At 44.5% G+C, this 22,179-nt stretch carries 18 protein-coding genes; 4 read left to right on the top strand and 14 right to left on the bottom strand.

Going from position 1 to position 22,179, the window contains the following annotated elements; genetic code table 11:
- Positions 1-24: 24 nt before the first annotated feature.
- The 12 genes from IP485_RS00165 to IP485_RS00110 all read right to left on the bottom strand — a co-directional run bounded on the left by IP485_RS00165 (position 25) and on the right by IP485_RS00110 (position 15,193).
- Positions 25-1,569, bottom strand: coding sequence for a bifunctional 2-methylcitrate dehydratase/aconitate hydratase (locus IP485_RS00165; protein ID WP_198325479.1), 1,545 nt, complete (start codon positions 1,567-1,569; stop codon positions 25-27).
- A gap of 143 nt (positions 1,570-1,712) precedes the next feature.
- The gene (locus IP485_RS00160; RefSeq protein WP_194364446.1) at positions 1,713-2,339 is read right to left on the bottom strand and encodes a GNAT family N-acetyltransferase; all 627 of its coding nucleotides are present in this window, start codon (positions 2,337-2,339) and stop codon (positions 1,713-1,715) included.
- Between the two features lie 71 nt (positions 2,340-2,410).
- Positions 2,411-4,264, bottom strand: a complete 1,854-nt coding sequence (locus tag IP485_RS00155) for an ABC transporter ATP-binding protein (protein ID WP_227686347.1) — start codon at positions 4,262-4,264, stop codon at positions 2,411-2,413.
- A gap of 38 nt (positions 4,265-4,302) precedes the next feature.
- On the bottom strand, positions 4,303-5,556 hold the full coding sequence (gene prpF, locus IP485_RS00150) for a 2-methylaconitate cis-trans isomerase PrpF (protein WP_198325478.1): 1,254 nt from the start codon (positions 5,554-5,556) through the stop codon (positions 4,303-4,305).
- Between the two features lie 80 nt (positions 5,557-5,636).
- A complete protein-coding gene (locus IP485_RS00145) occupies positions 5,637-5,897 on the bottom strand; it encodes a Txe/YoeB family addiction module toxin (RefSeq protein ID WP_037025847.1) in 261 nt (86 codons plus the stop codon).
- A 35-nt stretch (positions 5,898-5,932) separates the two neighbouring features.
- Positions 5,933-6,220, bottom strand: coding sequence for a type II toxin-antitoxin system Phd/YefM family antitoxin (locus IP485_RS00140; protein ID WP_198325477.1), 288 nt, complete (start codon positions 6,218-6,220; stop codon positions 5,933-5,935).
- Between the two features lie 211 nt (positions 6,221-6,431).
- Complete coding sequence (gene acnD / locus IP485_RS00135; RefSeq protein ID WP_198325978.1) at positions 6,432-9,065, bottom strand: Fe/S-dependent 2-methylisocitrate dehydratase AcnD; 2,634 nt, start codon at positions 9,063-9,065, stop codon at positions 6,432-6,434.
- Between the two features lie 294 nt (positions 9,066-9,359).
- Positions 9,360-10,487: a 2-methylcitrate synthase gene (gene prpC / locus IP485_RS00130; RefSeq protein ID WP_198325476.1), complete on the bottom strand. Its 1,128-nt coding sequence runs from the start codon at positions 10,485-10,487 to the stop codon at positions 9,360-9,362.
- A 96-nt stretch (positions 10,488-10,583) separates the two neighbouring features.
- Positions 10,584-11,237: a DUF2059 domain-containing protein gene (locus tag IP485_RS00125; protein WP_198325475.1), complete on the bottom strand. Its 654-nt coding sequence runs from the start codon at positions 11,235-11,237 to the stop codon at positions 10,584-10,586.
- Positions 11,238-11,330: 93 nt separating this feature from the next.
- The gene (gene prpB, locus IP485_RS00120) at positions 11,331-12,224 is read right to left on the bottom strand and encodes a methylisocitrate lyase (protein ID WP_198325474.1); all 894 of its coding nucleotides are present in this window, start codon (positions 12,222-12,224) and stop codon (positions 11,331-11,333) included.
- A 371-nt stretch (positions 12,225-12,595) separates the two neighbouring features.
- The gene (locus tag IP485_RS00115; protein ID WP_198325473.1) at positions 12,596-13,882 is read right to left on the bottom strand and encodes an NRAMP family divalent metal transporter; all 1,287 of its coding nucleotides are present in this window, start codon (positions 13,880-13,882) and stop codon (positions 12,596-12,598) included.
- 285 nt (positions 13,883-14,167) lie between these two features.
- Positions 14,168-15,193 carry a LysR family transcriptional regulator gene (locus tag IP485_RS00110; protein ID WP_198325472.1) on the bottom strand — a complete coding sequence of 342 codons (1,026 nt, stop codon included), beginning with the start codon at positions 15,191-15,193 and terminating at the stop codon, positions 14,168-14,170.
- 264 nt (positions 15,194-15,457) lie between these two features.
- Between IP485_RS00110 and IP485_RS00105 the strand changes: the two genes are divergently transcribed.
- Complete coding sequence (locus IP485_RS00105) at positions 15,458-16,480, top strand: hypothetical protein (protein ID WP_198325471.1); 1,023 nt, start codon at positions 15,458-15,460, stop codon at positions 16,478-16,480.
- A gap of 174 nt (positions 16,481-16,654) precedes the next feature.
- Positions 16,655-17,083, top strand: a complete 429-nt coding sequence (locus tag IP485_RS00100) for a hypothetical protein (protein ID WP_198325470.1) — start codon at positions 16,655-16,657, stop codon at positions 17,081-17,083.
- Between the two features lie 87 nt (positions 17,084-17,170).
- Here IP485_RS00100 and IP485_RS00095 read toward each other — a convergent pair whose 3' ends face one another.
- The gene (locus IP485_RS00095; protein WP_198325469.1) at positions 17,171-18,082 is read right to left on the bottom strand and encodes a LysR family transcriptional regulator; all 912 of its coding nucleotides are present in this window, start codon (positions 18,080-18,082) and stop codon (positions 17,171-17,173) included.
- A gap of 171 nt (positions 18,083-18,253) precedes the next feature.
- Here IP485_RS00095 and IP485_RS00090 point away from each other — a divergent pair, with 171 nt between their 5' ends.
- A complete protein-coding gene (locus tag IP485_RS00090; protein ID WP_198325468.1) occupies positions 18,254-19,450 on the top strand; it encodes an MFS transporter in 1,197 nt (398 codons plus the stop codon).
- Positions 19,451-19,518: 68 nt separating this feature from the next.
- The gene (locus IP485_RS00085) at positions 19,519-20,658 is read left to right on the top strand and encodes an MFS transporter (RefSeq protein ID WP_198325467.1); all 1,140 of its coding nucleotides are present in this window, start codon (positions 19,519-19,521) and stop codon (positions 20,656-20,658) included.
- Between the two features lie 130 nt (positions 20,659-20,788).
- On the opposite strand, the gene IP485_RS00080 is transcribed toward IP485_RS00085, so the two are convergent.
- Positions 20,789-21,955 carry a TauD/TfdA family dioxygenase gene (locus IP485_RS00080; protein WP_198325466.1) on the bottom strand — a complete coding sequence of 389 codons (1,167 nt, stop codon included), beginning with the start codon at positions 21,953-21,955 and terminating at the stop codon, positions 20,789-20,791.
- Positions 21,956-22,179 lie beyond the last annotated feature (224 nt).

Below are 22,179 nucleotides of genomic sequence, written 5' to 3'. Positions count from 1 at the left end.
CTAGCGTACTAGTGAGCCATAAATCTAATACGCTTCAAACAGCGACATAAACTCATTAACAGGCGTCTGCTCTAGTTTTTGTTGATCATCACACAGATCAACGATCTGCTGACAACGACTTTCGATAAAGCGCGTGGCCAAACTGGCGCGGAACTTTGCTTCCAGTACAGGGATGCCTTCGGCGCGGCGGCGTTTATGGCCAATAGGATATTCAACAGCTACTTTTTCTGTACTGGTGCCATCGTTAAAAAATACTTGAATGGCGTTAGCAATAGAACGCTTACTTGGGTCATGGTAATCTTTTGAATACTGTGCGTTTTCTTCTACGACCATCTTGCTGCGCAGCTCATCGATTGACAAATGCTGTTCGTGATAGTCATCCTCGTAGTTCTCTGCCATTAGATCACCTGTCAATAGTGGGACAGCCACCATATACTGCAAGCAGTGGTCACGATCGGCGGGATTGGCAAGCGCGCCTTCTTTTGAGATGATGCGAATCGCTGAGTCATGTGTGGTTAGGACAATTCTCTCGATATCGTCGATTCTATCTTCGATGTGTGGGTGCAGAATCACCGCGGCTTCACAAGCAGTCTGCGCATGAAATTCAGCAGGAAAGCTTATTTTAAATAAGATATTTTCCATCACGTAACTACCAAAATCCCGTTGGAATTTAAAGCGACGATCGCCTTCAGGCTTGGTCGCTAGATCCTTATTGGTATGGCTGAATAGCACATCATAGAATCCCCACTGCGGTGCGGTTAATGCGCCAGGAATACCCATTTCACCACGCGCCGTTATATCGACCAGACGTACCGCACGACTGGTTGCATCACCTGCTGCCCATGATTTTCGGCTGCCAGCATTGGGTGCATGCCGATAGGTGCGCAGTGCCTGACCATCGACGATGGCTTGTGAAATCGCTGCCATGATGCGCTCACGTGGTAGCTGATAAAGTTTTGCAACGACGGCGGTTGATGCTAACTTGACCAAAAACACATGATCAAGCCCCACACGGTTGAATGAGTTTTCGAGTGCCAGTACTCCTTGAATCTCATGCGCCATGATCATGGCTTCAAGCACTGCTCTAATAGTCAGTGGTGCTTGTCCTTGGCTGATATTTTTCTGACTGATATAGTCCGCGACCGCCAAGATACCACCCAAATTATCAGAAGGATGGCCCCATTCGGCAGCAAGCCACGTATCGTTATAGTCAAGCCAGCGCACCATACAGCCGATGTCAAAAGCGGCTTTGATGGGGTCTAGCCTATAGGATGTGCCAGGGACGCGAGCGCCATGCGGCGTTATTTGATCGGGGCAGTCAGGCCCTAAGTGCTTGGTACACTCAGGGAAGCGCAGCGCAAGTAAGCCACAGCCAATCGTGTCCATTAGACAGTGGCGCGCAGTATTCCACGCATCAGTAGGGTTTGGGGACTGCTCGTCTATTGAATAGTTGAGAACGTAATCGGCGATTTTTTGAATTTCATCGTCATATTCTGGACGGACGTTGCTCTCTACCGTCGCATCGTTAATATTTAAATTGGCTGTGTCTACATTGGTTATATTTGACATGGTTGTTACCTCATCCTGAGTGTGCTACTTCCTTGACTGATTGTCTCAGCCATCCTTTTAAAGGAATCGACATTTAAAAGTAGCATACTCAATATGGAATAACCAATTTGAATTATGTTAAGAATTAAGACCTTACAAGCTGTCTAGATCATTAAATATAGCAAGCCTAGAATAAACATTGCTGCTAAGATAAAGAGCAGAGAGCTTAAAACTTTGTTTGTGGTTGACGCAGTATCCGTGCTCTCTTTTTTGATTTTGTTTTTCTTAGCAACGTATAGCACCATCTTCACATGCTCGATATTGTCCTCGAGATAATGTTCGCCTTCAGGTACAAAACCCAAAGACTCATAAAAGCTAAGCAAGTAAGCCTGTGCCGAGATAATAATCGGTCGCTTCTTACCATAGTTTTTTCGGCAGTGTGCAATGGCCTGAGTCATCATCTGCCGTGCTAGGCCATCACCTCTGTGCTCTGACAGGACCAGCACTCTACCGATGGCAGGCATAGTAGTATGATTGGTTTTAATCGTAGGATCAGCAACCGATAGGTTGGATTTCAGCTTATTAAATTCAGGCGGGACGATACGACAATAACCCACCAACGCTGCGTTTTGATGAGCGATCAAGTGTAAGCAATCGAAATCGACTTCATCCATATCTTGATAAGCACAGTTTTGTTCGACGACGAACACTTGCGAGCGTGCTTTTAAGATATGGTAAAGATCAACTGAGGTCAGCTCGTCAAAGGTTTTTAGAGAAAATTCACAATTCATAATAGTCTAGCTTCTGGCGATAGGCGGTAAAATAGAGGCATTATAACGATTTGGGCACACATTAACCATTACTAACCGTTTAGGGTCTGGCTGATTTTGTCTAAGTTTAGGCTATCAGACATGGCGCTAAATATTTCAAAATATTTGCCGCGCTGAGCATAAAGTGCCTCGTGGGTACCTGTCTCGACGACTTCGCCATTTTCTATCACCACGAGATCATCCGCATCAATGATTTGGGCAATATTGTGCGAGACCATAATGACGGTACGGTCTTTTTTAATCAGATCTAGGCTCTTTTTGACCTGCTGACTGGCGATGGCGTCTAGACTGGCTGTCGGCTCATCCAAAAATACAATTGGCGGGTCTTTTAAAAACATCCTTGCCAGCGCGATACGCTGCTGCTGACCGCCTGATAGGGATTTGGCGGTACTCTCGTAACCATCTGGTAGAGACAGGACTTGCTCGTGGATAGAGGCTTTTTTTGCCGCCACGATGATGTCATCTTCGCTGGCATTCATATCACCATAGCGGATATTTTCACTGATGGTACCTGAGAAAATATGATTGCTCTGTAGTACCAACCCGATGCGCTGACGCAACTCGTGGGTATCACAGTCAGCCAAATCATGCCCATCTAGGCAGATCGTGCCAGCATCTGGCGCATAGAATTTAACCAATAGATTGATGATGGTGCTTTTGCCAGCACCAGAGAGACCAACCAGTGCAGTGATACGGTTGGGTTTGATAGTAAAGCTGACGTTTTTTAGCGCTTGCGTGCCATTCGGGTAGGTAAAATAGACATTTTTAAGCTCGATATGGCCTTTTAGGTTTTCGCTACTGATGCCATCGATGTTTTCGACTTGCTTGTCATCTTCTAAAATATCAAAAAAACCTTCGGCATAGGTCAGCGCATTATTGATTTGATCATAGATGCGATGCAATTGACGGATAGGAGCGGCGACATTCTGAAACAGCATGACATGAAACAAAATCATACCAATGGTCATCTCGCCTTGTAGCACAAAATAAGCGGTGAGAAGAATGATAACCACCACACCAATCTGCTCAACAAAGGTTTTGATGGCATCATAAACAAAACCAATACTGCGAATGCGCAGTTGATTGTCGGTCATTTCCTTTTGAATGGCTAAGTGCTTTTCAGCCTCAATGGATTCACGGACAAAGGATTTAACCACACTGATCGAATTAATCAAAGAGATAACCAAACCGCTTTTGGCTTCTCGAAACCCCCGCATCTGCCGACGAAAACCTTGCAGGCGGCGTGCTTGCTTTTGGCTGATAAAAAAGTAAATAGGTATGATAATAAGACCGACCATGCCAACCCAAAAATTGGTCGAAAACATGATAATAAGCGCCACGATTGCGTTGGCAAATAACGGCAGCATGTCGATAAAGAAGTTCTGCACTAGGCTGGTAAGACTGCTGACCCCATAATCAATGCGTGTTTGCAGCTTGCCACTGTCGTTCTCACTGCTGGTATAAAACGCCATGCGATAGGTAAGGATGCGTTCAATGATTTTTTGGGACAGGTCGCGAGATAAGTTGATACGAATCTTTTCGCCAAAAAAACGCTGACCAAAAGAGATGAATATCGACAGTATCTCTTTGGTCAGGAGGACCGCACTGATAATCCCTAGCATACGTAAACCCGCTTGCCATGGATCGGCAAGCGTGGCAATTTCGGTCAAGGTATCGACGGTATAACGCAGCACAAACGCATTGACCTGAGCGGTAAAGGATCCTAGGGCGGTCAGCACTAAGGTAGCAATGATAAGTACGCGATAAGGTTTAGCAAATACCGCCAGTTTTTTTAGAATATCCCACAGCAGCGCCCGTCGTTCTTTTTTCTCGACGGGAGGTTTTTTGTCTAATTGCACACGGCGTGGCTGGGGAGATGTTGGCATAAAACTCTATCGTAAATTAAAATACGCCATGACTACGCTTAAAACGCATCCGCTGGCACAAAAACTTCACCCACCATGATACGCCTTGCTGAGCGGCTCATCGACACTTTTTTGGCTTGCCAACGCCCATCGACCAGTTCGGTTTTTCCGCCTACGAGTAATGTACCTGATGGATGGCCAAAACGCACCTCTGTCAGCTCGCCATCGCCTGCTGCTTGATTGACGAGTGTGCCTTGTGTGGTTGCTGCGGCGGCAATAGCGACTGCTGCTGTGCCCATCATGGCATGATGCAATTGACCCATACTCATGGCACGTACGACCAAATCAATCTCGTCTGCATCGACCGATTTGCCACTAGAGGCTGTATAGCTCTGTGCTGCATCTACCCAAGCGATTTTAGGAATGTGTTGGCTGGTCTGTGCCTCGCTCACGTCTTTAAATAATCCCATCGCAACGCCGCCTTTGGCACGTATTTTCTCAAGCTTGGCAAGTAGCTCACCATCGCTATTGATGTCGCCTTGTAATTCAGTACCCGTAAAGCCCAAATCTTCTGCTTTCATAAAGATGGTGGGGATGCCTGCGCTAATGAAGGAGGCTTGGACGCTATCGGTATTTAACCCGCAGCCAGTTACATCGAAGTCATCGACCAAGTTACCAGTAGGGAACATGTCGCTTGTGGCATCAACAGGATCGATAAACTCAATTTTGACTTCAGCCGCTGGGAAGGTTACACCGTCTAATTCAAAATCGCCCGTCTCTTGAACTTGTACTTTATCATTTGCGTCTTTATAGACGGGAACATGGGCAATAATCGTTTTACCGATATTTTCTTGCCAAATGCGTACTTCACAAATACCGCTTTCAGTATTGTCGTCGATACTATTAGCAATTTTGTCGGCATTGACCAAACCCATATTAATGGCACAGGCACCAACGGCGGCGGTTAAGTTGCCACAGTTACCCGCCCAGTCAATCATTGGCTTAGCGATATTGACTTGTCCAAACAGATAATTCACATCATGGTCTGGTCTGTCAGAGGCTGATAAAATAACCGTTTTTGACGTACTAGAGCTACCATTGCCTAAGCCATCGATTTGCTTGCCGTAAGGATCTGGGCTGCCGATGACCCGTAATAGGAAGTTATCACGTGACTTGCCAGCGACTTGGCAACGCTCAGGTAAATCAGATAATTTAAAGAACGTACCTTTTGAGGTACCACCGCGCATATAGGTAGCAGGAACGGATATTTGCGGAGAAAAATAGGGTTTTGATTTAGTATTGGTTTGGGCCACTGTATTAAGTCCTTTTTATATTGTTATAAGGTTGGATATGGTGCCATCAGCAAGTAAACATGTACGATTAAAAACGCTCGTTAATAATGATACCGACAAGAGATAATCGTCAGATAATTATCATCGACGGCATATACCAATCGATTGGCGTCATCGATGCGTCTTGACCAAAATCCAGATAGGTTTTCTTTTAGGGGTTCAGGTTTGCCAATACCTTCAAATGGATTACGCTTACATTCGGTGATGAGTTTGTTAATACGTTTGAGTGTCTTCTTATCTTGGGTTTGCCAGTAAAGATAGTCTTTCCACGCAGCATCTGTCCATGCTAGTTGCTCACTCATTGTTAGACCCTTTGGATTGATTAAAGCCTTTGAGTTCAAGCATTCTCAGCGTTGATATTATTATTTTCTGCCGTATCAATTAGCTCACGCGTAACAGTCTTGCCAGCTTTATATTGGGCAATAGAGTCCGCTAAATGCGCCGCATTGGCAGGAGATTTTAATAGATAGACGGTTTCCATCAGGCTATTGTAATAATCTAGCGACATAACGACTGCATCATCAGCGTCACGGCGGGTCACGATAGTGGCGTTGGCATCATCGTTTACCGTATCTAGGACGGACTTTAGGTGCTTTCTGGCTTCTGAAAAACTAACAACTCTCATGGCTTACTCCTTTCATGATGTATTTTATAAACTTGTACAATATATCGTACATATTACGCTATTGGTTAAGTAAACTCAATGTATAGCGTGCAAACCATGTTTTGAACCAAGCTTTAACATTAGCAAATAAAAGCCGATGTCGTATAAAGTTATACAACATCGGCGACTTTTATACTTTGCTGCTTATTACACTAAAAACTACAGGATAACCTTAGACAATATCGAGCGTACCTTCGATAAACTCTTTAGCAAAGCGTTGTAGCATACCGCCTGCGTTGTACATTTTTACTTCATCAGCAGTGTCTAAGCGGCAGATAATAGGTGTTTCAGTAGTAGTGCCATCAGTACGATGAATCACTAGAGTCATCAACCCACCAGCAGAGACTTCGCCCGTTACATCAAAAGTTTCTGAACCACTAATATTTAGCGTATGGCGAGTAGTGCCTTCTTCGAACTGTAGAGGTAGGGCACCCATACCGACTAAGTTTTGACGATGAATACGTTCAAAGTCTTCAGCAACGACGGCTTCCACGCCAGCGAGACGGACGCCTTTGGCAGCCCAGTCACGGCTCGAGCCTTGACCATAGCCATCGCCTGCGATGATGATAAGCGGCTGCTCACGGTTCATGTAGGTTTCAATCGCTTCCCACATACGCATGACTTGACCTTCTGGCTCGACGCGCGCCAGTGATCCTTGGATGATTTCACCGCTGTCGTCGAGTACCATCTCGTTCAATAGTTTAGGATTGGCAAAGGTGGCACGTTGCGCGGTTAAATGGTCACCGCGATGGGTAGCGTATGAGTTATAGTCCTCAGCAGGCAGACCCATAGTGTCCAAATACTCGCCAGCTGCCGATGCACCAAGAATAGCATTCGACGGTGACATATGGTCAGTGGTGATGTTGTCACCCAATACTGCTAATGGACGCATACCTTTTAGTTTGTTCATCGCTGCCATTTTACCTTCCCAATACGGTGGGCGGCGAATATAGGTCGTCATTTCACGCCAGTCATATAGTGGGCTTAACGCTTTACCTGTGTCTTTTTTGGCTTCGTCAAACATTGGGATATATACGGCATTGAATTGCTCAGGCTTAACTGCTTTGGCTACAATGGCGTCAACCTCATTATCATCAAACCAAATGTCTTTTAGATAAACATCATTGCCGTTCTGATCTTTACCCAATGAGTCTTTTTCGATATCAAAGCGAATGTTACCAGCGATAGCGTAAGCGATAACCAGTGGCGGCGATGCCAAGAATGCTTGCTTGGCATACGGATGGATACGACCGTCAAAGTTACGGTTACCAGATAGCACTGCCGTGGTGAACAAATCATTATCAATGATTTCTTTTTCGATATCAGGGTCTAGCGCGCCACTCATACCATTACAAGTGGTACAAGCAAAACCAACAACGTCAAAGCCGATCTCTTGTAGCTCAGGCATCAACCCAGCTTCTTCTAAATACATTTTGACCGTTTTTGAGCCGGGTGCTAATGATGATTTTACCCAAGGTTTACGTAATAAGCCTTTTGCATTGGCGTTACGGGCGACGAGGCCTGCAGCAACCATGTTGCGTGGGTTTGAGGTATTGGTACAACTGGTGATCGCCGCGATAATAACGGCACCATCTGGCATCATGCCATCTTTTGGTTCTGGTAGCTTTTCATCAGGAGCGTGGGCGATACCTTTGGCAACTAAATCAGTGGTCGATACACGGGCATGTGGACGCGATGGGCCTGCCATATTCCGTACGACTGATGACAAATCAAACTCAAGGACGCGTGCGTATTCGGCTTTTTCCATGCCGTCAGCCCATAGGCCCGTTTGCTTGGCGTATTGCTCAACCAATTTAATCTGTTCCTCAGAGCGCCCCGTCAGACGTAGATAGTCAGTGGTTTGCTCATCGATATAGAACATCGCGGCAGTGGCACCATATTCAGGCGTCATATTGGAGATAGAAGCACGATCACCGACACTTAACTGACGTGCGCCTTCACCAAAGAATTCGATATAGGTAGAGACCACACCTGCATCGCGTAAAAACTCGGTCATCGCAAGTACGAGATCCGTACCGGTAATGCCTTTTTGCAGTTTGCCCGTTAATTTTACGCCAACGTAATCAGGCAGGCGCATATATGATGGGTTACCCAGCATCACACTTTCGGCCTCAAGCCCGCCGACGCCAATTGAGATAACGCCTAGTGCATCGACCATAGGTGTGTGGCTGTCGGTACCAACTAAAGTGTCAGCAAATGCGACTTCTTCACACGCTTTATTGTGCACGACCTGTACGACAGGCGACATTTTTTCTAGGTTGATCTGATGCATGATGCCGTTACCAGGCGGTACGACGTTTACATTATCAAAAGCGTACTGACACCAGTTGATAAAGTGAAAACGGTCATCGTTACGGCGTTCTTCAATCGCGCGGTTTTTCTCAAAAGCGTTTTCTTCAAAGCCTGCGTGCTCAACGGCCAATGAATGGTCAACGATAAGCTGAGTTGGTACGATAGGGTTTACTTTAGACGGGTCGCCGCCTTGCTCAGCGATGGCATCACGCAAACCTGCCAAATCAACAAAGGCCGTCTGACCCAAGATATCATGACAAACGACGCGGGCAGGGTACCAAGGAAAGTCTAGATCTTGCTTGCCTTCAATATGCTGCTTTAGCGCATCGGTTAACTCTTCTGGTGGGCAACGGCGTACTAGGTTTTCACACAATACTTTTGAGCAAAATGGTAGCTTGTCATAAGCGCCTGCTTCGATACTCTCGACAGCCTCGCGGGTGTCAAAGTAATAAAGATCAGTACCGGGAAGTGGCTTTTTGAATTGTTCGTTCATTGGTTGTACTAGGGCGTTGTCCATAAGTCACCTTTGGCTGTTGGCTAATTATAATAAGTAGTTAAGCGTTGATATTGGGTAAAAAGTCATTCCTTTAGCAAAATCATCGTTCGTTATCATAGGCTTTGCTAAAGAAGCGATATCGAAAATTAAAAGGGCGTGGTCTATAAAAAAGATAGCGTATGACGATTAAACCTAAAAAAATAGCAAGGCTCAATCATCATACCTGTATCAGCTAGCACTGCCGCTAGCTGATAGTAAGTACGTAACAATAGCTACTTAAAAGAAATCAACTTAACGCGCACTCATATCTGGTACTGGACGTAATTCTTCACCAGTGTACTCTGCACTTGGGCGAATAATACGGTTGTTAGCACGTTGCTCAAACACATGAGCGGCCCAACCTGTCAAACGTGAACAGACAAAGATTGGTGTGAATAGCTTGGTTGGAATACCCATAAAGTGATAGGCTGATGCATGGAAGAAATCAGCATTACAGAACAGTTTCTTCTCGCGCCACATGACCTCTTCACAGCGTACTGATACTGGATATAGCACTTCATCACCAACGTCAGCAGCTAGCTTCTCAGCCCAGCCTTTAATCACGACGTTACGCGGGTCTGACTCGCTATAGATTGCATGACCAAAGCCCATGATTTTGTCTTTACGAGCCAGCATACCCATCATTTCTTCTTCGGCTTCATCAGGTGAGCTAAAGCCTTCAATCATATCCATCGCCGCTTCATTCGCTCCGCCATGTAATGGGCCGCGTAGTGAACCGATTGCGCCAGTGATACAAGAATGAATATCAGACAAAGTAGACGCACAGACACGCGCGGTAAAGGTCGATGCGTTAAACTCATGCTCTGCGTACAAGATAAGCGAGACGTTCATGACTTTTTCGTGTAGCTCGTTTGGCTTTTTGCCTTTAAGCAGATGCAAGAAGTGACCGCCAATGGTAGCGTCATCTGTATCGGTCTCGATACGCACATTGTCATGAGTAAAGCGGTACCAGTAGTTGATGATCGATGGGAATGTGGCCAACATACGGTCGGTTTGATCGTTTTGCTGAGCAAAATCAGTTTCGGTCTCAAGGTTACCGAGCATAGAGCAACCTGTACGTAGCACGTCCATTGGATGCGCGTCGGCTGGAATGCGTTCAAGCACATCTTTTAACGCTTGTGGTAGGCCGCGAAGGCTTTTGAGCTTAGCTTGATAAGCATCAAGCTCGCTTTGAGTAGGCAAGTTGCCGTATAGCAGCAAATACGCTACTTCTTCAAAAATACATTTATCTGCCAGCTCTGATACATCATAACCGCGATAGGTCAGACCAGAGCCTGATTTGCCAACGGTAGAGAGTGCGGTCTTGCCAGCGACTTGACCACGTAGACCTGCGCCTGAAAGTTCTTTCTGTGCTGCCATGTTTACATTCCTTTTGTGGGTAGCTTTTTTGGGTGAAAACGGTGTTTCTAATAATAAATTTATCAGTTAATGACTGACTATAGCGCCAGTTGAGCGTTACGCAGGCTGTTCAGGCTGCGGCCCATCTAAATCGACCTTACAGCGCTCGAACTCAGCTTCGATAGGGCCATTCAAGACTTCCATCGCGCTGCCTTCGCCTTCTGCATTATTGATCTTCATATATTTGACACCCAGTGGTGACTCCATGAATGTCTGAATCTCAGTCATTTCTTCTGGGGTAGGGTCAGCCATTGGTGTTGCAATTTCTTCACCATTCATGACGCGCAGTTGCTCATTGCCAAACGTAATCAGTTTTTTCCCTACCTCTGACGTATAAAAGCCATCTAGCTCTTTTAACTCTGCATCGGTAAACTGACTTTTATAGAAGCTATCGACTTCGGCTTTACCCAAGTCTTTGTCGCGTGATTCGAGGCAGCTGACTTGCTCTGCACTGAGTGCACCGCTATTGATAACCGGTGCAAAAAGTAGGCTGTTGACAGTATCTAGCGTAATCGTCGTCATGACCAAATCAACTTGAGTGGCAGGTGCAGGAGCCTCTTTGGTAGCATCAGCTTCAACAGTGCTTGCAGCACTGGTCGTATCGTCGGCGGTTTCTGGTGTTTTATCACAGCCCGTCATGAATAACAGCGCAGCAAGCGCACTGCTAAGTAGTGACGTTTTAACAACAGTATTAGACGTAAAAAATGGCATAAATAACCTAAAGGTAAGTGAAGACGGATTTCGAAAAGATAAAGCATTCAAAGGTGATTTATCTTTTCGGCGTTGCCAATGACTAATGATTGACTATTTATTATTAGCAAATAGCTTGTCTAGCGTTTGCTCAAACTCGTGATAGTTTAAGAAATCGTAGAGATCCATACGGGTCTGCATGGTATCGACCACTTTGTCTTGCGTGCCATCATCTAATAAATGCTGATATACATTCAATGCCGCTTTGTTCATCGCGCGGAAGGCTGATAGTGGATATAGCACCATCTCGACACCCACACTATACAACTGGTCAGTGGTGTATAGATCGGTCTGACCAAACTCTGTCATGTTTGCCAGTACTGGAATGTCGAGTACATCGGTGAACTTACGATACATCTCGATATCGGTTAACGCTTCTGCAAAAATCATATCTGCGCCCGCTTCTTGGAAGGCAACGGCGCGCTCGACAGCAGCGTCCAAGCCTTCTACAGACAATGCATCTGTACGTGCCATCACCACAAAGTCAGGGTCAGTCTTGGCATCCAATGCGGCTTTTAGACGATCAACCATCTCTGAGATGCTAACGATTTCTTTATTTGGGCGATGACCACAACGTTTTTGCGCCACTTGGTCTTCGATATGTACCGCTGCCACACCTGCTTTTTCCATTTTTCTAATGGTTTGGGCGATGTTAAACGCGCCACCAAAGCCAGTATCGATATCCACCAATAATGGCGTATCGACTGCATCAGTGATACGGCGAGCATCTTCTAAGACGTTATCAAGGCTGGTCATACCGAGATCAGGTAAACCAAATGAGGCATTGGCCACGCCAGCACCAGAGAGGTACAACGCTTGATGACCAACTTGGGTCGCCATCATCGCTGTGTAGGCATTGATAGCGCCTGCAATCTGTAATGGTTGGTTGTTATCATTTTTTTGAATGAGGGCACTGCGAAAGCGTGCGCCAGCTGAAGATGAAGTCATGTGATAATCCTTACATGGAGGGAGAATATTCTAATTGTTGTAGCTGATTATACTCAATTATTCATGCTTGAAAAGTTTGGGTTATTAATTATAAATTATTTTATTTAATAAATTAGTTTAATATTTTTAATAGTATTCATAATTCAAATAGCATTATACATTTAATGGTATTTTCTCCCTACAAGTATTCATATTGCTTAAAACCTAAGCTTTTGAAACATTATGATTTTTACATTTGGTTACAATTACTAAAGCTGCATTACCTCATTGATATAGTTACACCCATTAAAAAGCCCTAACAGCTGAGCTATTAGGGCTTTATTCTATTCAAATAGAATGATTAAGCGATGAGTCTTATATTAAGCAAAAGGTTAAGCAAATAATCCTGCAAGATTGGCCAGGAACAATAAGGCAAAACCTGCCAAGAATATCAAGCCTGCGATAGACAGTGCATTCATACCGAACGACAGTTTTTTATGCTTTGTGACCAATGAGTAGTTTAACCAACCAAAGATAGGCGCAGAGACAAACGCTGATATCATGGCAAACTTAAGCATTGAGCCTAGCTGTCCGGTAAAGAACGTGATAATCACTAGCCCGCCACCGATAGCATAGGTGGTCCAAAAAGCGACTTGCTTTTTGTTGATTTCACTTTGACCTTTGAGCAAGCGCCAGCACTCGGCATTGGCACGGCCATAACCATCTGCACAGGTGATCGTGGTGCCAAACATACACATAAAGGCGACGAAAGCGACCAGCAGTCTCGACCATTCACCAATGGTGGCGGTATACATATTAATCAACTGATTGATATAAGCGCCGCCGACCAGCTCGATCTCTTGTCCTGATCCGTACTGGACAAACACACCTAGCGATAAGAAGAACAATGCCAAAATCGCTGAGACGGCATAGCCCACGTTAAAATCTAATAAGCCTTGGCGATGGGTGGTGTGATCGGCTTTGACCTTAGCAGATGTCCACATAGAAGTAATCGCCGCAAACTCAAGCGGTGCTGGCATCCAGCCCATCAGTGCTACGATGAATCCCAATGTGGCTAAGTTCCAAGGAGAGGCGGCGACAAAATCCACTGCCATGACGGTTGGCTTACCAGCGGCAATAACGACCGCTGCTACCGTTGCTGTGGTAAGCGCAATCATAATCCACTTGGTCACGCCATCGAGCAATTTATAATGCCCTGCAATCAAAAAGAACCAAGAGACCGCGACGATAATGAGAGATAGCGCCATCGTCGACAGACCAAGTGAGGCGGGTAGCATAAAGCCTAAGATCACAGCGGCAATGAGTGAGACCGCACCCGTACTAATAACGGCTGACAAGATAGATAGAATGAAATATACCCAAAGATATACCTTTGAGCGTTTAGCGTAGCCTGCAATCAAACTCTCGCCAGTATCATAAACATAATCGGTTGCGAATCGAAAAAATGGATACTTAAACACGTTGGCTAAGATAATCATAATAGCCAACTGCCAGCCATAGATAGCACCGGCTTGTGTTGATGAAATCAGATGCGAGCCACCAATGGCAGCAGTCGCCATCAAAATACCTGGGCCAAAGATGCGCCAACTAAAGCCTTCTTGCGGTACGCCTGCGCTATCCTCAGCGGTACGTGAATTGTTGAGTGGTTGTGTGGTCATGAATACCTCGAAATGTTTAGAACGGCAAATTATCACTTACCTGTGTCAGCTTGCCAATGATCAGTAGAAAACCGTCTTATAATACACTCAAATATAAAATGATTCATATTGTATCGACTTTACCACAGCAATACTGTCTAGGAGAATGATTATTCTAGTTATTATTACTATTTGTTTGCATTGCCATTCTTGTTAGTTAGCATATTTATAAAATAATATCAATATTTAAAACCAATTATTTTTGGCGGTTCTTTATAACATAATATTCACAAGATATCTGCCCATTTAGGCCTGTGACACAAAATTTTGCTGCCGATAAGTGATACCTCGTTGTTCGTAGACATGATAGATAGCTGTGAGCAAGTCCGGTATGTTTGGATGTACGAAGTCTTTAAGCGTATGCAAGTAGATAGGAGAGGTCACATTTTCGTGAATCAAGCGTTGATAACTGATCTGTTCGGTACGCACCGTTTGAAGGCTGGCAGGCACAAGCGTAATGCCTTCGCCTGCCGCAACCAAACCCAATGCCACTTGCAAATCACTCACCGTCGTGGTCATAAAAGGTGAGATGCCGTATTGTGCAAACAGGTGTAGTAAAGGCTCGGTGATGGCCTCGCTAGACAATGATGTTTCGTGAGTCGCACGGTTTACTGTACTGGCAGACAACTGGTCGCTGGCTTGGGTCACTATATCTGTCGTCACAGTTGACGATACTGGCAAATGCGTTTGATGGTATAAAATTAAGCGATTGTTTGCCAAGTCTATCAGACGCTGCTTGCGGACATTGGCGAGCGGGTGCGATTTTGGCAATGCCACCACGTAGCGTTCATGACGTAGCAGGATTTGCTGAATCCAAGGGTCTTGATGAGCAAATCGGCCAAAGCCAATGTCAATCTCACCAGACTTGAGTGCATCCATTTGCTGATATGAGCTGATGTCTTTTAAATTAACGTCAATATCGGGACTGAATTGTTTAAGCGTGGCGATGATTTCGGGAAGCAGTCCATATAATACTGAAGGCACAAACCCAATGTTGAGTGCGCTACTGGGCGCAGATAAGCGCTGGGTCATGCTAGTCACGGTATCAATTTCTGTTAGTATCGTGCTTATTTTGTCATAGAAAAATGAACCGGCTTCAGTCAGATTCAAAGGTCTGTGGTAGCGATCAATAAGCACCACGCCCATGTCCGTCTCTAGCTGTTTTAGCAAGCGACTCAAACTGGGTTGTGACAGTCCTGTCTTTGCGGCAGCTGCGCTAAAGCTGCGTAAGTCTGCAACCGCGATGAACGCATTAAGCTGTTTTAAATCCATATCATTAAACCTGCTATGCTAACGATGTTAGTTATCTACTAAGTACGATTGTTATAGAGTCGATTTTAACGTCTATTTAGTGAGTTATGCTAAGAGGCCTACATAAATTAGCGATATCGGACAAATTGTGCTTGAAGATAAGAGGTTGAGCAACTATATTGGGAGCTCACAATACTGTTACACTTTAGCAAGAAATATTACCTCTTCATTTTCATTTTAGCAGTCATTTAATACCAGTAGCATACACTGGTTTGGTATCCCTTTATGAGCGACGACGATAAAGACATCAGTACTGATTTTGAAGAGGCGCTGGCAAAAATTGTCAGTCAAAAGGCGCGTACGCGTCATAATGATGATATTTATGAGCGTTTCATCAGTCGAGTGCAGATCGCTGACAGTGATGATTCCAGTAATGACAACGATGACTCGCTAGCGCTTGAGAGCGCAAAAAAACTTGCTGCATTTGAGCCTTTGAGTGCCGAGGAACTACAACTGTTTGAAGAAGAGAGTAGTCAGCAGGCACAAACATTAGAACTGGTAGATATCACGACAACCAACGCTACGTTTGATTTTTCCAATAAAAATACGCCTGTACCAACCAAGGTGCCGACGGCAGATGAGCCTGTCAATAGCAATCAGGCTGATAGCAGTTTGCGCGACACCGCATCCAACCATCATATCCTAGATGATGAGGCAGAAAAATCGTTGTTTATCGATACTGATGAGCAAGAAGCTCTATCATCGAGCATGCCGATATCGAGTAAATCTTACGATGACTTGTTAAATCCTGCAGACGTATCTGCGGATTTAAATACTGATAGTACCCAAACATCTATAAAGTCGCCAAGTAAGCCGGCACGTCGCAAAAAACCGCTTATGGTTATGGCCGTGGGTGGTTTATTGTTGATAGCAGCGACCATACTGGTGCTGGTTTTCACTGGGGTTTTAGCGACTCCCACACCATATAATACAGCAGCAGACGATATAACTAATAGTGCAAATAGCAGTATAGCGTCAAAAATGACAGCGGAAGATAAACAAGTTACCAATCCCGAGCAAACACCTACTCTTAACGATGCCCCAGCTACTAATGCCATCAGCAAATCTACATCCGCACAGCAAGCAACTGACTTAAATGGTGATCAGCAAGACGCGCCAGCCAGTAGTGCAGCAGCAGAAAGCACAGAGCTGACCGACAGTGCGCCACCTAATTCAGAAGCTGTTATTACTTATGAAGATTTTAGGCAAGAATCACAAACCACGTTGTACCGCGAGACCAACGATTAGAGCAGTGATTAAAATGGTTAAAGTTTGATTGAGTTTAATCAATGAAATAACCGTCTATCAACCTATTCTAGACGCTCATTCCAGATTATGTTGCAAAACAACAGATAATTGGTATCATTATGTAAACATGCGGTTATTTACCGCTGATGATATGAATTGGGTTGGCGCGTAACTATGAATGACTCAGAAAACGTTAGTGAGTATATGGAGCCGAAAAGCATCAGACCGCGTAGTCTTGTTTTCACTATCATCAGTGTGATCTTTGTTGTTCTAATGTCTACCTTTTATATGTCTAACCGTCTCTCTTTCACGCTGTCCCAAGTATCGACCACTAGTAACGGTCTGACAGTGAGCAATATCACTAAAAATAGCCGTTCTATTCAGCTACCACCGCAGAAACTGAATGATCAGAACATAACTACAGTCTTTGATATAAAAGATAGCAGTGCCATTAGCTATAACAATGTTGAGCAAGAAGCGCTATTCCGTGAGGAAGAAAATATCATACTAAAGTACAGCACGCATAGTATGGTATCTGTGGTTAATGTTGAAGACTTTAGAGTAGCAGTACATAAGATGTTGTATCGTGAATCCAAGTATTAGAAGTGCACGGACCGTCACGAGCTGATATATAAGTAGTATTAAGCCTCATTTCTCTGATATACAGATAAATGGGGCTTTTTTGTGGGTTTAATACGCCATGCTTTGCTGTATGTCATCTGTCGCGCTCAACGCAACCGCGACGAAAGCGGCAATCGTCGCACTGTTATTGCTCTGCTTGTATTGGATATGCACGGGTATGTGTGTGCTGACATTGTTTAGCGTCATAAAGTGACACCCTTCACTATAAAGCTTGCGTACACAATATGGCGCAATCGCTACCCCTAAGCTTGCAGCCACTTCAGTCACCAAAGTTTGCATGTGTTTGGGTTGGCTAATGATATTGGGCGAAAACCCAGCCTGCTTACACAGTGTGATGGTCTCATCAAAGAGACTAACCGCTTCATCACGGTTAAAAATAATAAATTTATCGTTTTTTAGTTGCGCCAAATCAATGGTTGTCTGATCGGCTAAGGCATGGCTTTGGTTCACAATCGCCACCAACTTGTCGATATAAATACTGTGGCTGATAAAGTCATCGGCAATGGCGCTTGGCAATGGCCGTGAAAACCCAATGTCGATACGGTCATTATTAAACGCTTCTATCTGTTCGGTCACCGTCATCTCAAACAAGGACACATGCACGTGCGGAAATTTTTCTTTATAACTGCGTACCAGTTTAGCCATAAAGGTTAGGCAGGCCGAGCTTAGATGCGCAATATTGAGTGTGCCGACTTGTCCATCATGGGCTCGTTTGACTTGTGTCTTCGCTTGCTCTGCCAAAGTCAAAATAGTGGCAGCGTCTTTCAGCAGTTGCTCGCCAGCGGGCGTGATAGTTACCTCACGAGAAGTACGATTAAACAGAACAACACCCAATTCTGTCTCTAACGATGAAATATGACGACTGATAGCAGGTTGTACGGTATACAGCTCACGCGCCGCTTCCGAAAAGCTCTGGTACTTGGCTACTGCCATAAAGCTTTTGAGTGTTTTTATATCCATATCATTAATTCCTTAATTCCTTTTATTAATGTCTTTCATCAAAATCTTGCTTAGTCTTAAATTTTTTATCTATACAGTATTCGTATGGATTCAATCATATATTATCATTTTTGTTATTGATTAAGGCGCTTTATAATCACCACATGATTGATTAAATGATTAGAGATAAAAATGGATAAGCCCGTACCAAGCCAGTCGTCAAACCAATCGACAAGCCAGTCGTTAAGCAGATTTATTTTACTGTTAATGACCGCAGCGATTGCCGCAACCGCCGCCAACCTTTATTACAACCAGCCGATTTTACCGCTCATCGGTCATGAGTTTGATTTGACCAACGCGCAACTGGGTAGTATTCCGGCATTGACGCAGTTTGGCTATGCCTTTGCCTTGTTGTTTATCTCACCATTGGGCGACTCTATTGCGCGTAGACGCTTGATTGGTATTTTATCCTGCTTATTGGTGGCAGCATGCGGCTTTGCTGCCCTGTCACCAAGCTTGCCTATACTATTGCTATCAGTGTTTTTGATCGGTGTCAGTGCCAATATTACTCAGCAGCTTATTCCATTTGCCGCTTCCATGGTGTCTCCTGAAAACAAAGGTGCAACCCTTGGTACGCTCATGATGGGATTGACCATAGGTATTCTATTGTCCAGAACCTTAAGTGGGTTTGTAGGGGAGCAGCTCGGTTGGCGCAGCGTGTTTGTGATGTCTGCCGTATTTGCTGCCATATTTGGAGTATTGTTACGGGTGTTTTTGCCAACCAATACGCCGCATACCACGCTGCGTTACTTTCCGCTTATCAAAAGTAGCTTATCACTATTTGTAAAACATAAATCCCTGCAAAAATTTACCTTGGCTGGCGCATTTTGGTTTGCCTCATTCAATGTGCTGTGGGCAACGCTCGCGATTTATGTCAGTGATGCACCGTTTAATTACAATGCACAGCAAGCAGGATTGTTTGGTGTGATTGCGCTGGCAGGCGTGATAGGGGCTAAATCCTCTGGCAAATGGGTCAATAAGTTGGGCTCTAAAACCTTAGTCATGATTGCATTGGCACTGGCAGCCACAGGATTCGCTATTACAGGATTGTTTGCAGGTAATTTGCTGTCGCTGATTGTCGGTATTATTTTAATCGACTTTGCTGTATTCAGCGCGCAAGTGGCCAATCAGGTTCGCGTCTTTAGTATCGATCCAGCGGCTCAAAGTCGTATCAACGGTATCTATATGTTGGGTTACTATACAGGTGGGGCATTGGGGTCTATGGCAGGTGTCAAAGCTTTTGCCTTATACCAATGGTCAGGGGTTGTGGTGGTCAGTATCGTTTTTATCATCATCAGCGCAATATTCAATGCATTCGCCAAAAAATAAGTAATATCAGTACAGTCATATCAATACAGCTATATCCGTAATAGATATCGAAACGACTAGGGACATATATGAACCAATTAAAAACAGCAGGTAGTTTAACCTTACTGTGTATTGCCAGTTTGACCATTATGGTCGGCACGTTACTGGCACCCGGCTTGGTTAGCATTTCGGCAGGCTTGGGTATTACCGACAACAGCGTGCTATTAATTACCTTGCCGTCATTGGGTGCGGTGGTATTTGCGCCACTGGCTGGCAAGTTAATCGATAAATATGGCGCGTATAAACTCTTGATGATTGGTTTGTTTTTATACGGACTTGCGGGCGCCAGTGCTTATCTTTTACATGGGCCAACACAGGTGTTTAGCAATCGGTTTCTATTGGGCGGTATAACGGCAGTCGTCATGGCGAGCTGTACGGTACTAATCTCCACGTGGTATCAGGGGGAGGCGCGCCTAAAAATGATTGCCAAGCAAGGGATGTCCATTGAGCTGGGCGGGGTCATCTTCTTATTTTTAGGTGGTTTGCTGGCTTCACAGTTTTGGGCGTTGCCGCTGTCGATTTATTTGATTGCGTGGGTGTTCTTAGCCATGCTACTACTGTTTGTACCACGGCATCATGCAACTGCTGTAAACCATGAGCAGATTAATGAGGACGATAGCAAAACCATCATTAGTGGCTTATCGCTAAAAAATGTGTATCTTATCTCAACTTTAGCGATGACCATATTTTTTACCTCAACCGTGTTATTGCCCATCACCATGCATGAGTTGAGCTATAACGAATCACAAATTGGTCAACTGCTGGCCTTTATCTCTTTGGTGGCGGTCGTTACTGCAGGCTTTATGCCAAAAATAATCAAATGGTTGAATGAACCAAAAGTATTGGCACTGGCATTTTTAGCATTTGCATTGTCATATATTTGCTTTACGCAAGCCAGCACCTTGCTATTAGTATTAGGCGCACTATTGATCGGCATTGGCTTTGGTTTTAGTATTCCGCTGTTGAACCATATGACCGTCGAGCTAAGCGCTGCTAACGTACGTGGCCGTAACTTATCTTACTTTACGATGGCGGTGTTTTCGGGTCAGTTCTTCACATCATTTATGGAGTACATGCCGGGCGGCGCGCATAACGTGTTTATTATGTGCAGCGTGTTCAGTGTCATCATTAGTATAGTTTTATTTGTGAAAGGTCGCAAAGCTGTTTGATAGAGCGCTTATACTTTTTAGAAGGCAACATGAAGGAAGCAGCTTAGAGTCATCAATAGACACTGAGCCAAACACTGATGCTGTTGCTCTTTATATTACAATCACAGCATCAGCTAGCTTGTAGGTCGTGTTAAGCCAGTTGCTTTTTGAGGGTTCGTAAACGGCTTTTAAACTCTGAACGGTCAACATAACAGCCTTTGAGACGACGCTCTCCAACGTTTTCATCAAATGCATTACGTCCGTGCAGGACGCGGCGGTTATCAAAAACCACCATTTGACCCGCTGCTAATTTTAACTCAATCTTATAGCGACTGTCTTTTAATCGAGCCATCAGCTCTCGATAGGCAAGGTAGTAGTCGTACATAACATCACTTGGCAAATCAAAAACATCTGCAAGATGCGCATTGTATTTGATTTCGACAATATTGCCGAAGTTGTCTAGATTGATGACGGGGTGGTGCTCACGGATATCATGGGCGCTGTCATGAAAACGAAAGGGGATGGCATATTCTGCAAGCAAGCGAAAATACTCAGGCTGCTCTTTTCGTAACCCTTCTAACACCTTTAACCCATCTACGAAAGTAGATTCGCCACCTATGCTTTCATTACTCAAAAAATGCAAAAATTGATAGCCTGGAGGCAATTCCTGATTTGGCAAGTCGGTATGCAAAGGTAATGAGAGTGACGTATAAGCCAAATTGATCGGTGATTTTTCTGATATCACATCAAAGGTCATACCGAAATTAGTCTGACGCAGGTAATCGACTCGCATGGCTGTTTGTACACCAGCGTTAGAATCGTTCGGCATATTATCAATGATAGTAAGCCCATATTTATCCAGCGCACTCATCCACTCATATAAAGCGCTGTCACTGGTCATGATACTCTGTTGGTCATACATCGGAATGTGGTCAATAAACGTGCCATCCCAACTTTCATAAGGACTGCTATGGTCCTTGGCCAATGCACTAGAATAACCAAACTCACGTAACCAGCTTTGTTCAAAGTGGCTGGTATGCGCTTGTTCTGACCATTCAATCGTCAGCGTTGTCTCATCAAAAGAGACGGATAGTGGATGGATATCTTTTGAGATACTCAGCAAATCAAAGCTACGCTCGCCAGTTTGCGGATGAAAAGCAGATGGGCAGTTATCACGCAGCCAGATATAGTGGTACGTACTGTCGATACCATCATTCCAGCGTATTTGAATGGCGCGATTAATGAGCGCAATTGATTCTATTTGATAGTCATTTGCTACTAATACGTCTAGAGATGGTGTTGCTTGAGGCGTTTCCATTGGAGCAGACCCTACATATACATGAAGTAAAAATATATTTTACGGTATCTTGTTAGGATCGGTTATTCAAACAATGAATTACGAATCACCTAATAGGTAATATCAATCAACCAGTACTAAATCGTGATTTGGATTTAGTGTGCTATTTTTTGAAGGGCTTTAAAAGATTTGAGGCTTCGCGAACGAAACCTCAATATTTAGCGACAATTATTATAAGTGTTCTA

It is taken from the genome of Psychrobacter sp. NG27 (assembly GCF_016106655.1).
Lineage (GTDB): Bacteria > Pseudomonadota > Gammaproteobacteria > Pseudomonadales > Moraxellaceae > Psychrobacter.
This window is presented reverse-complemented; position numbering and strand designations above follow the sequence as displayed.

Excerpts from the sequence above, each read along its gene's own strand:
- IP485_RS00165 (WP_198325479.1), bottom strand. The coding sequence starts at position 1,569 with ATGTCAAATATAACCAATGTAGACACAGCCAATTTAAATATTAACGAT.
- IP485_RS00160 (WP_194364446.1), bottom strand. The coding sequence starts at position 2,339 with ATGAATTGTGAATTTTCTCTAAAAACCTTTGACGAGCTGACCTCAGTT.
- IP485_RS00155 (WP_227686347.1), bottom strand. The coding sequence starts at position 4,264 with ATGCCAACATCTCCCCAGCCACGCCGTGTGCAATTAGACAAAAAACCT.
- IP485_RS00145 (WP_037025847.1), bottom strand. The coding sequence starts at position 5,897 with ATGAGTGAGCAACTAGCATGGACAGATGCTGCGTGGAAAGACTATCTT.
- IP485_RS00140 (WP_198325477.1), bottom strand. The coding sequence starts at position 6,220 with ATGAGAGTTGTTAGTTTTTCAGAAGCCAGAAAGCACCTAAAGTCCGTC.
- acnD (WP_198325978.1), bottom strand. The coding sequence starts at position 9,065 with ATGAACGAACAATTCAAAAAGCCACTTCCCGGTACTGATCTTTATTAC.
- prpC (WP_198325476.1), bottom strand. The coding sequence starts at position 10,487 with ATGGCAGCACAGAAAGAACTTTCAGGCGCAGGTCTACGTGGTCAAGTC.
- IP485_RS00125 (WP_198325475.1), bottom strand. The coding sequence starts at position 11,237 with ATGCCATTTTTTACGTCTAATACTGTTGTTAAAACGTCACTACTTAGC.
- prpB (WP_198325474.1), bottom strand. The coding sequence starts at position 12,224 with ATGACTTCATCTTCAGCTGGCGCACGCTTTCGCAGTGCCCTCATTCAA.
- IP485_RS00115 (WP_198325473.1), bottom strand. The coding sequence starts at position 13,882 with ATGACCACACAACCACTCAACAATTCACGTACCGCTGAGGATAGCGCA.
- IP485_RS00110 (WP_198325472.1), bottom strand. The coding sequence starts at position 15,193 with ATGGATTTAAAACAGCTTAATGCGTTCATCGCGGTTGCAGACTTACGC.
- IP485_RS00105 (WP_198325471.1), top strand. The coding sequence starts at position 15,458 with ATGAGCGACGACGATAAAGACATCAGTACTGATTTTGAAGAGGCGCTG.
- IP485_RS00100 (WP_198325470.1), top strand. The coding sequence starts at position 16,655 with ATGAATGACTCAGAAAACGTTAGTGAGTATATGGAGCCGAAAAGCATC.
- IP485_RS00095 (WP_198325469.1), bottom strand. The coding sequence starts at position 18,082 with ATGGATATAAAAACACTCAAAAGCTTTATGGCAGTAGCCAAGTACCAG.
- IP485_RS00090 (WP_198325468.1), top strand. The coding sequence starts at position 18,254 with ATGGATAAGCCCGTACCAAGCCAGTCGTCAAACCAATCGACAAGCCAG.
- IP485_RS00085 (WP_198325467.1), top strand. The coding sequence starts at position 19,519 with ATGAACCAATTAAAAACAGCAGGTAGTTTAACCTTACTGTGTATTGCC.
- IP485_RS00080 (WP_198325466.1), bottom strand. The coding sequence starts at position 21,955 with ATGGAAACGCCTCAAGCAACACCATCTCTAGACGTATTAGTAGCAAAT.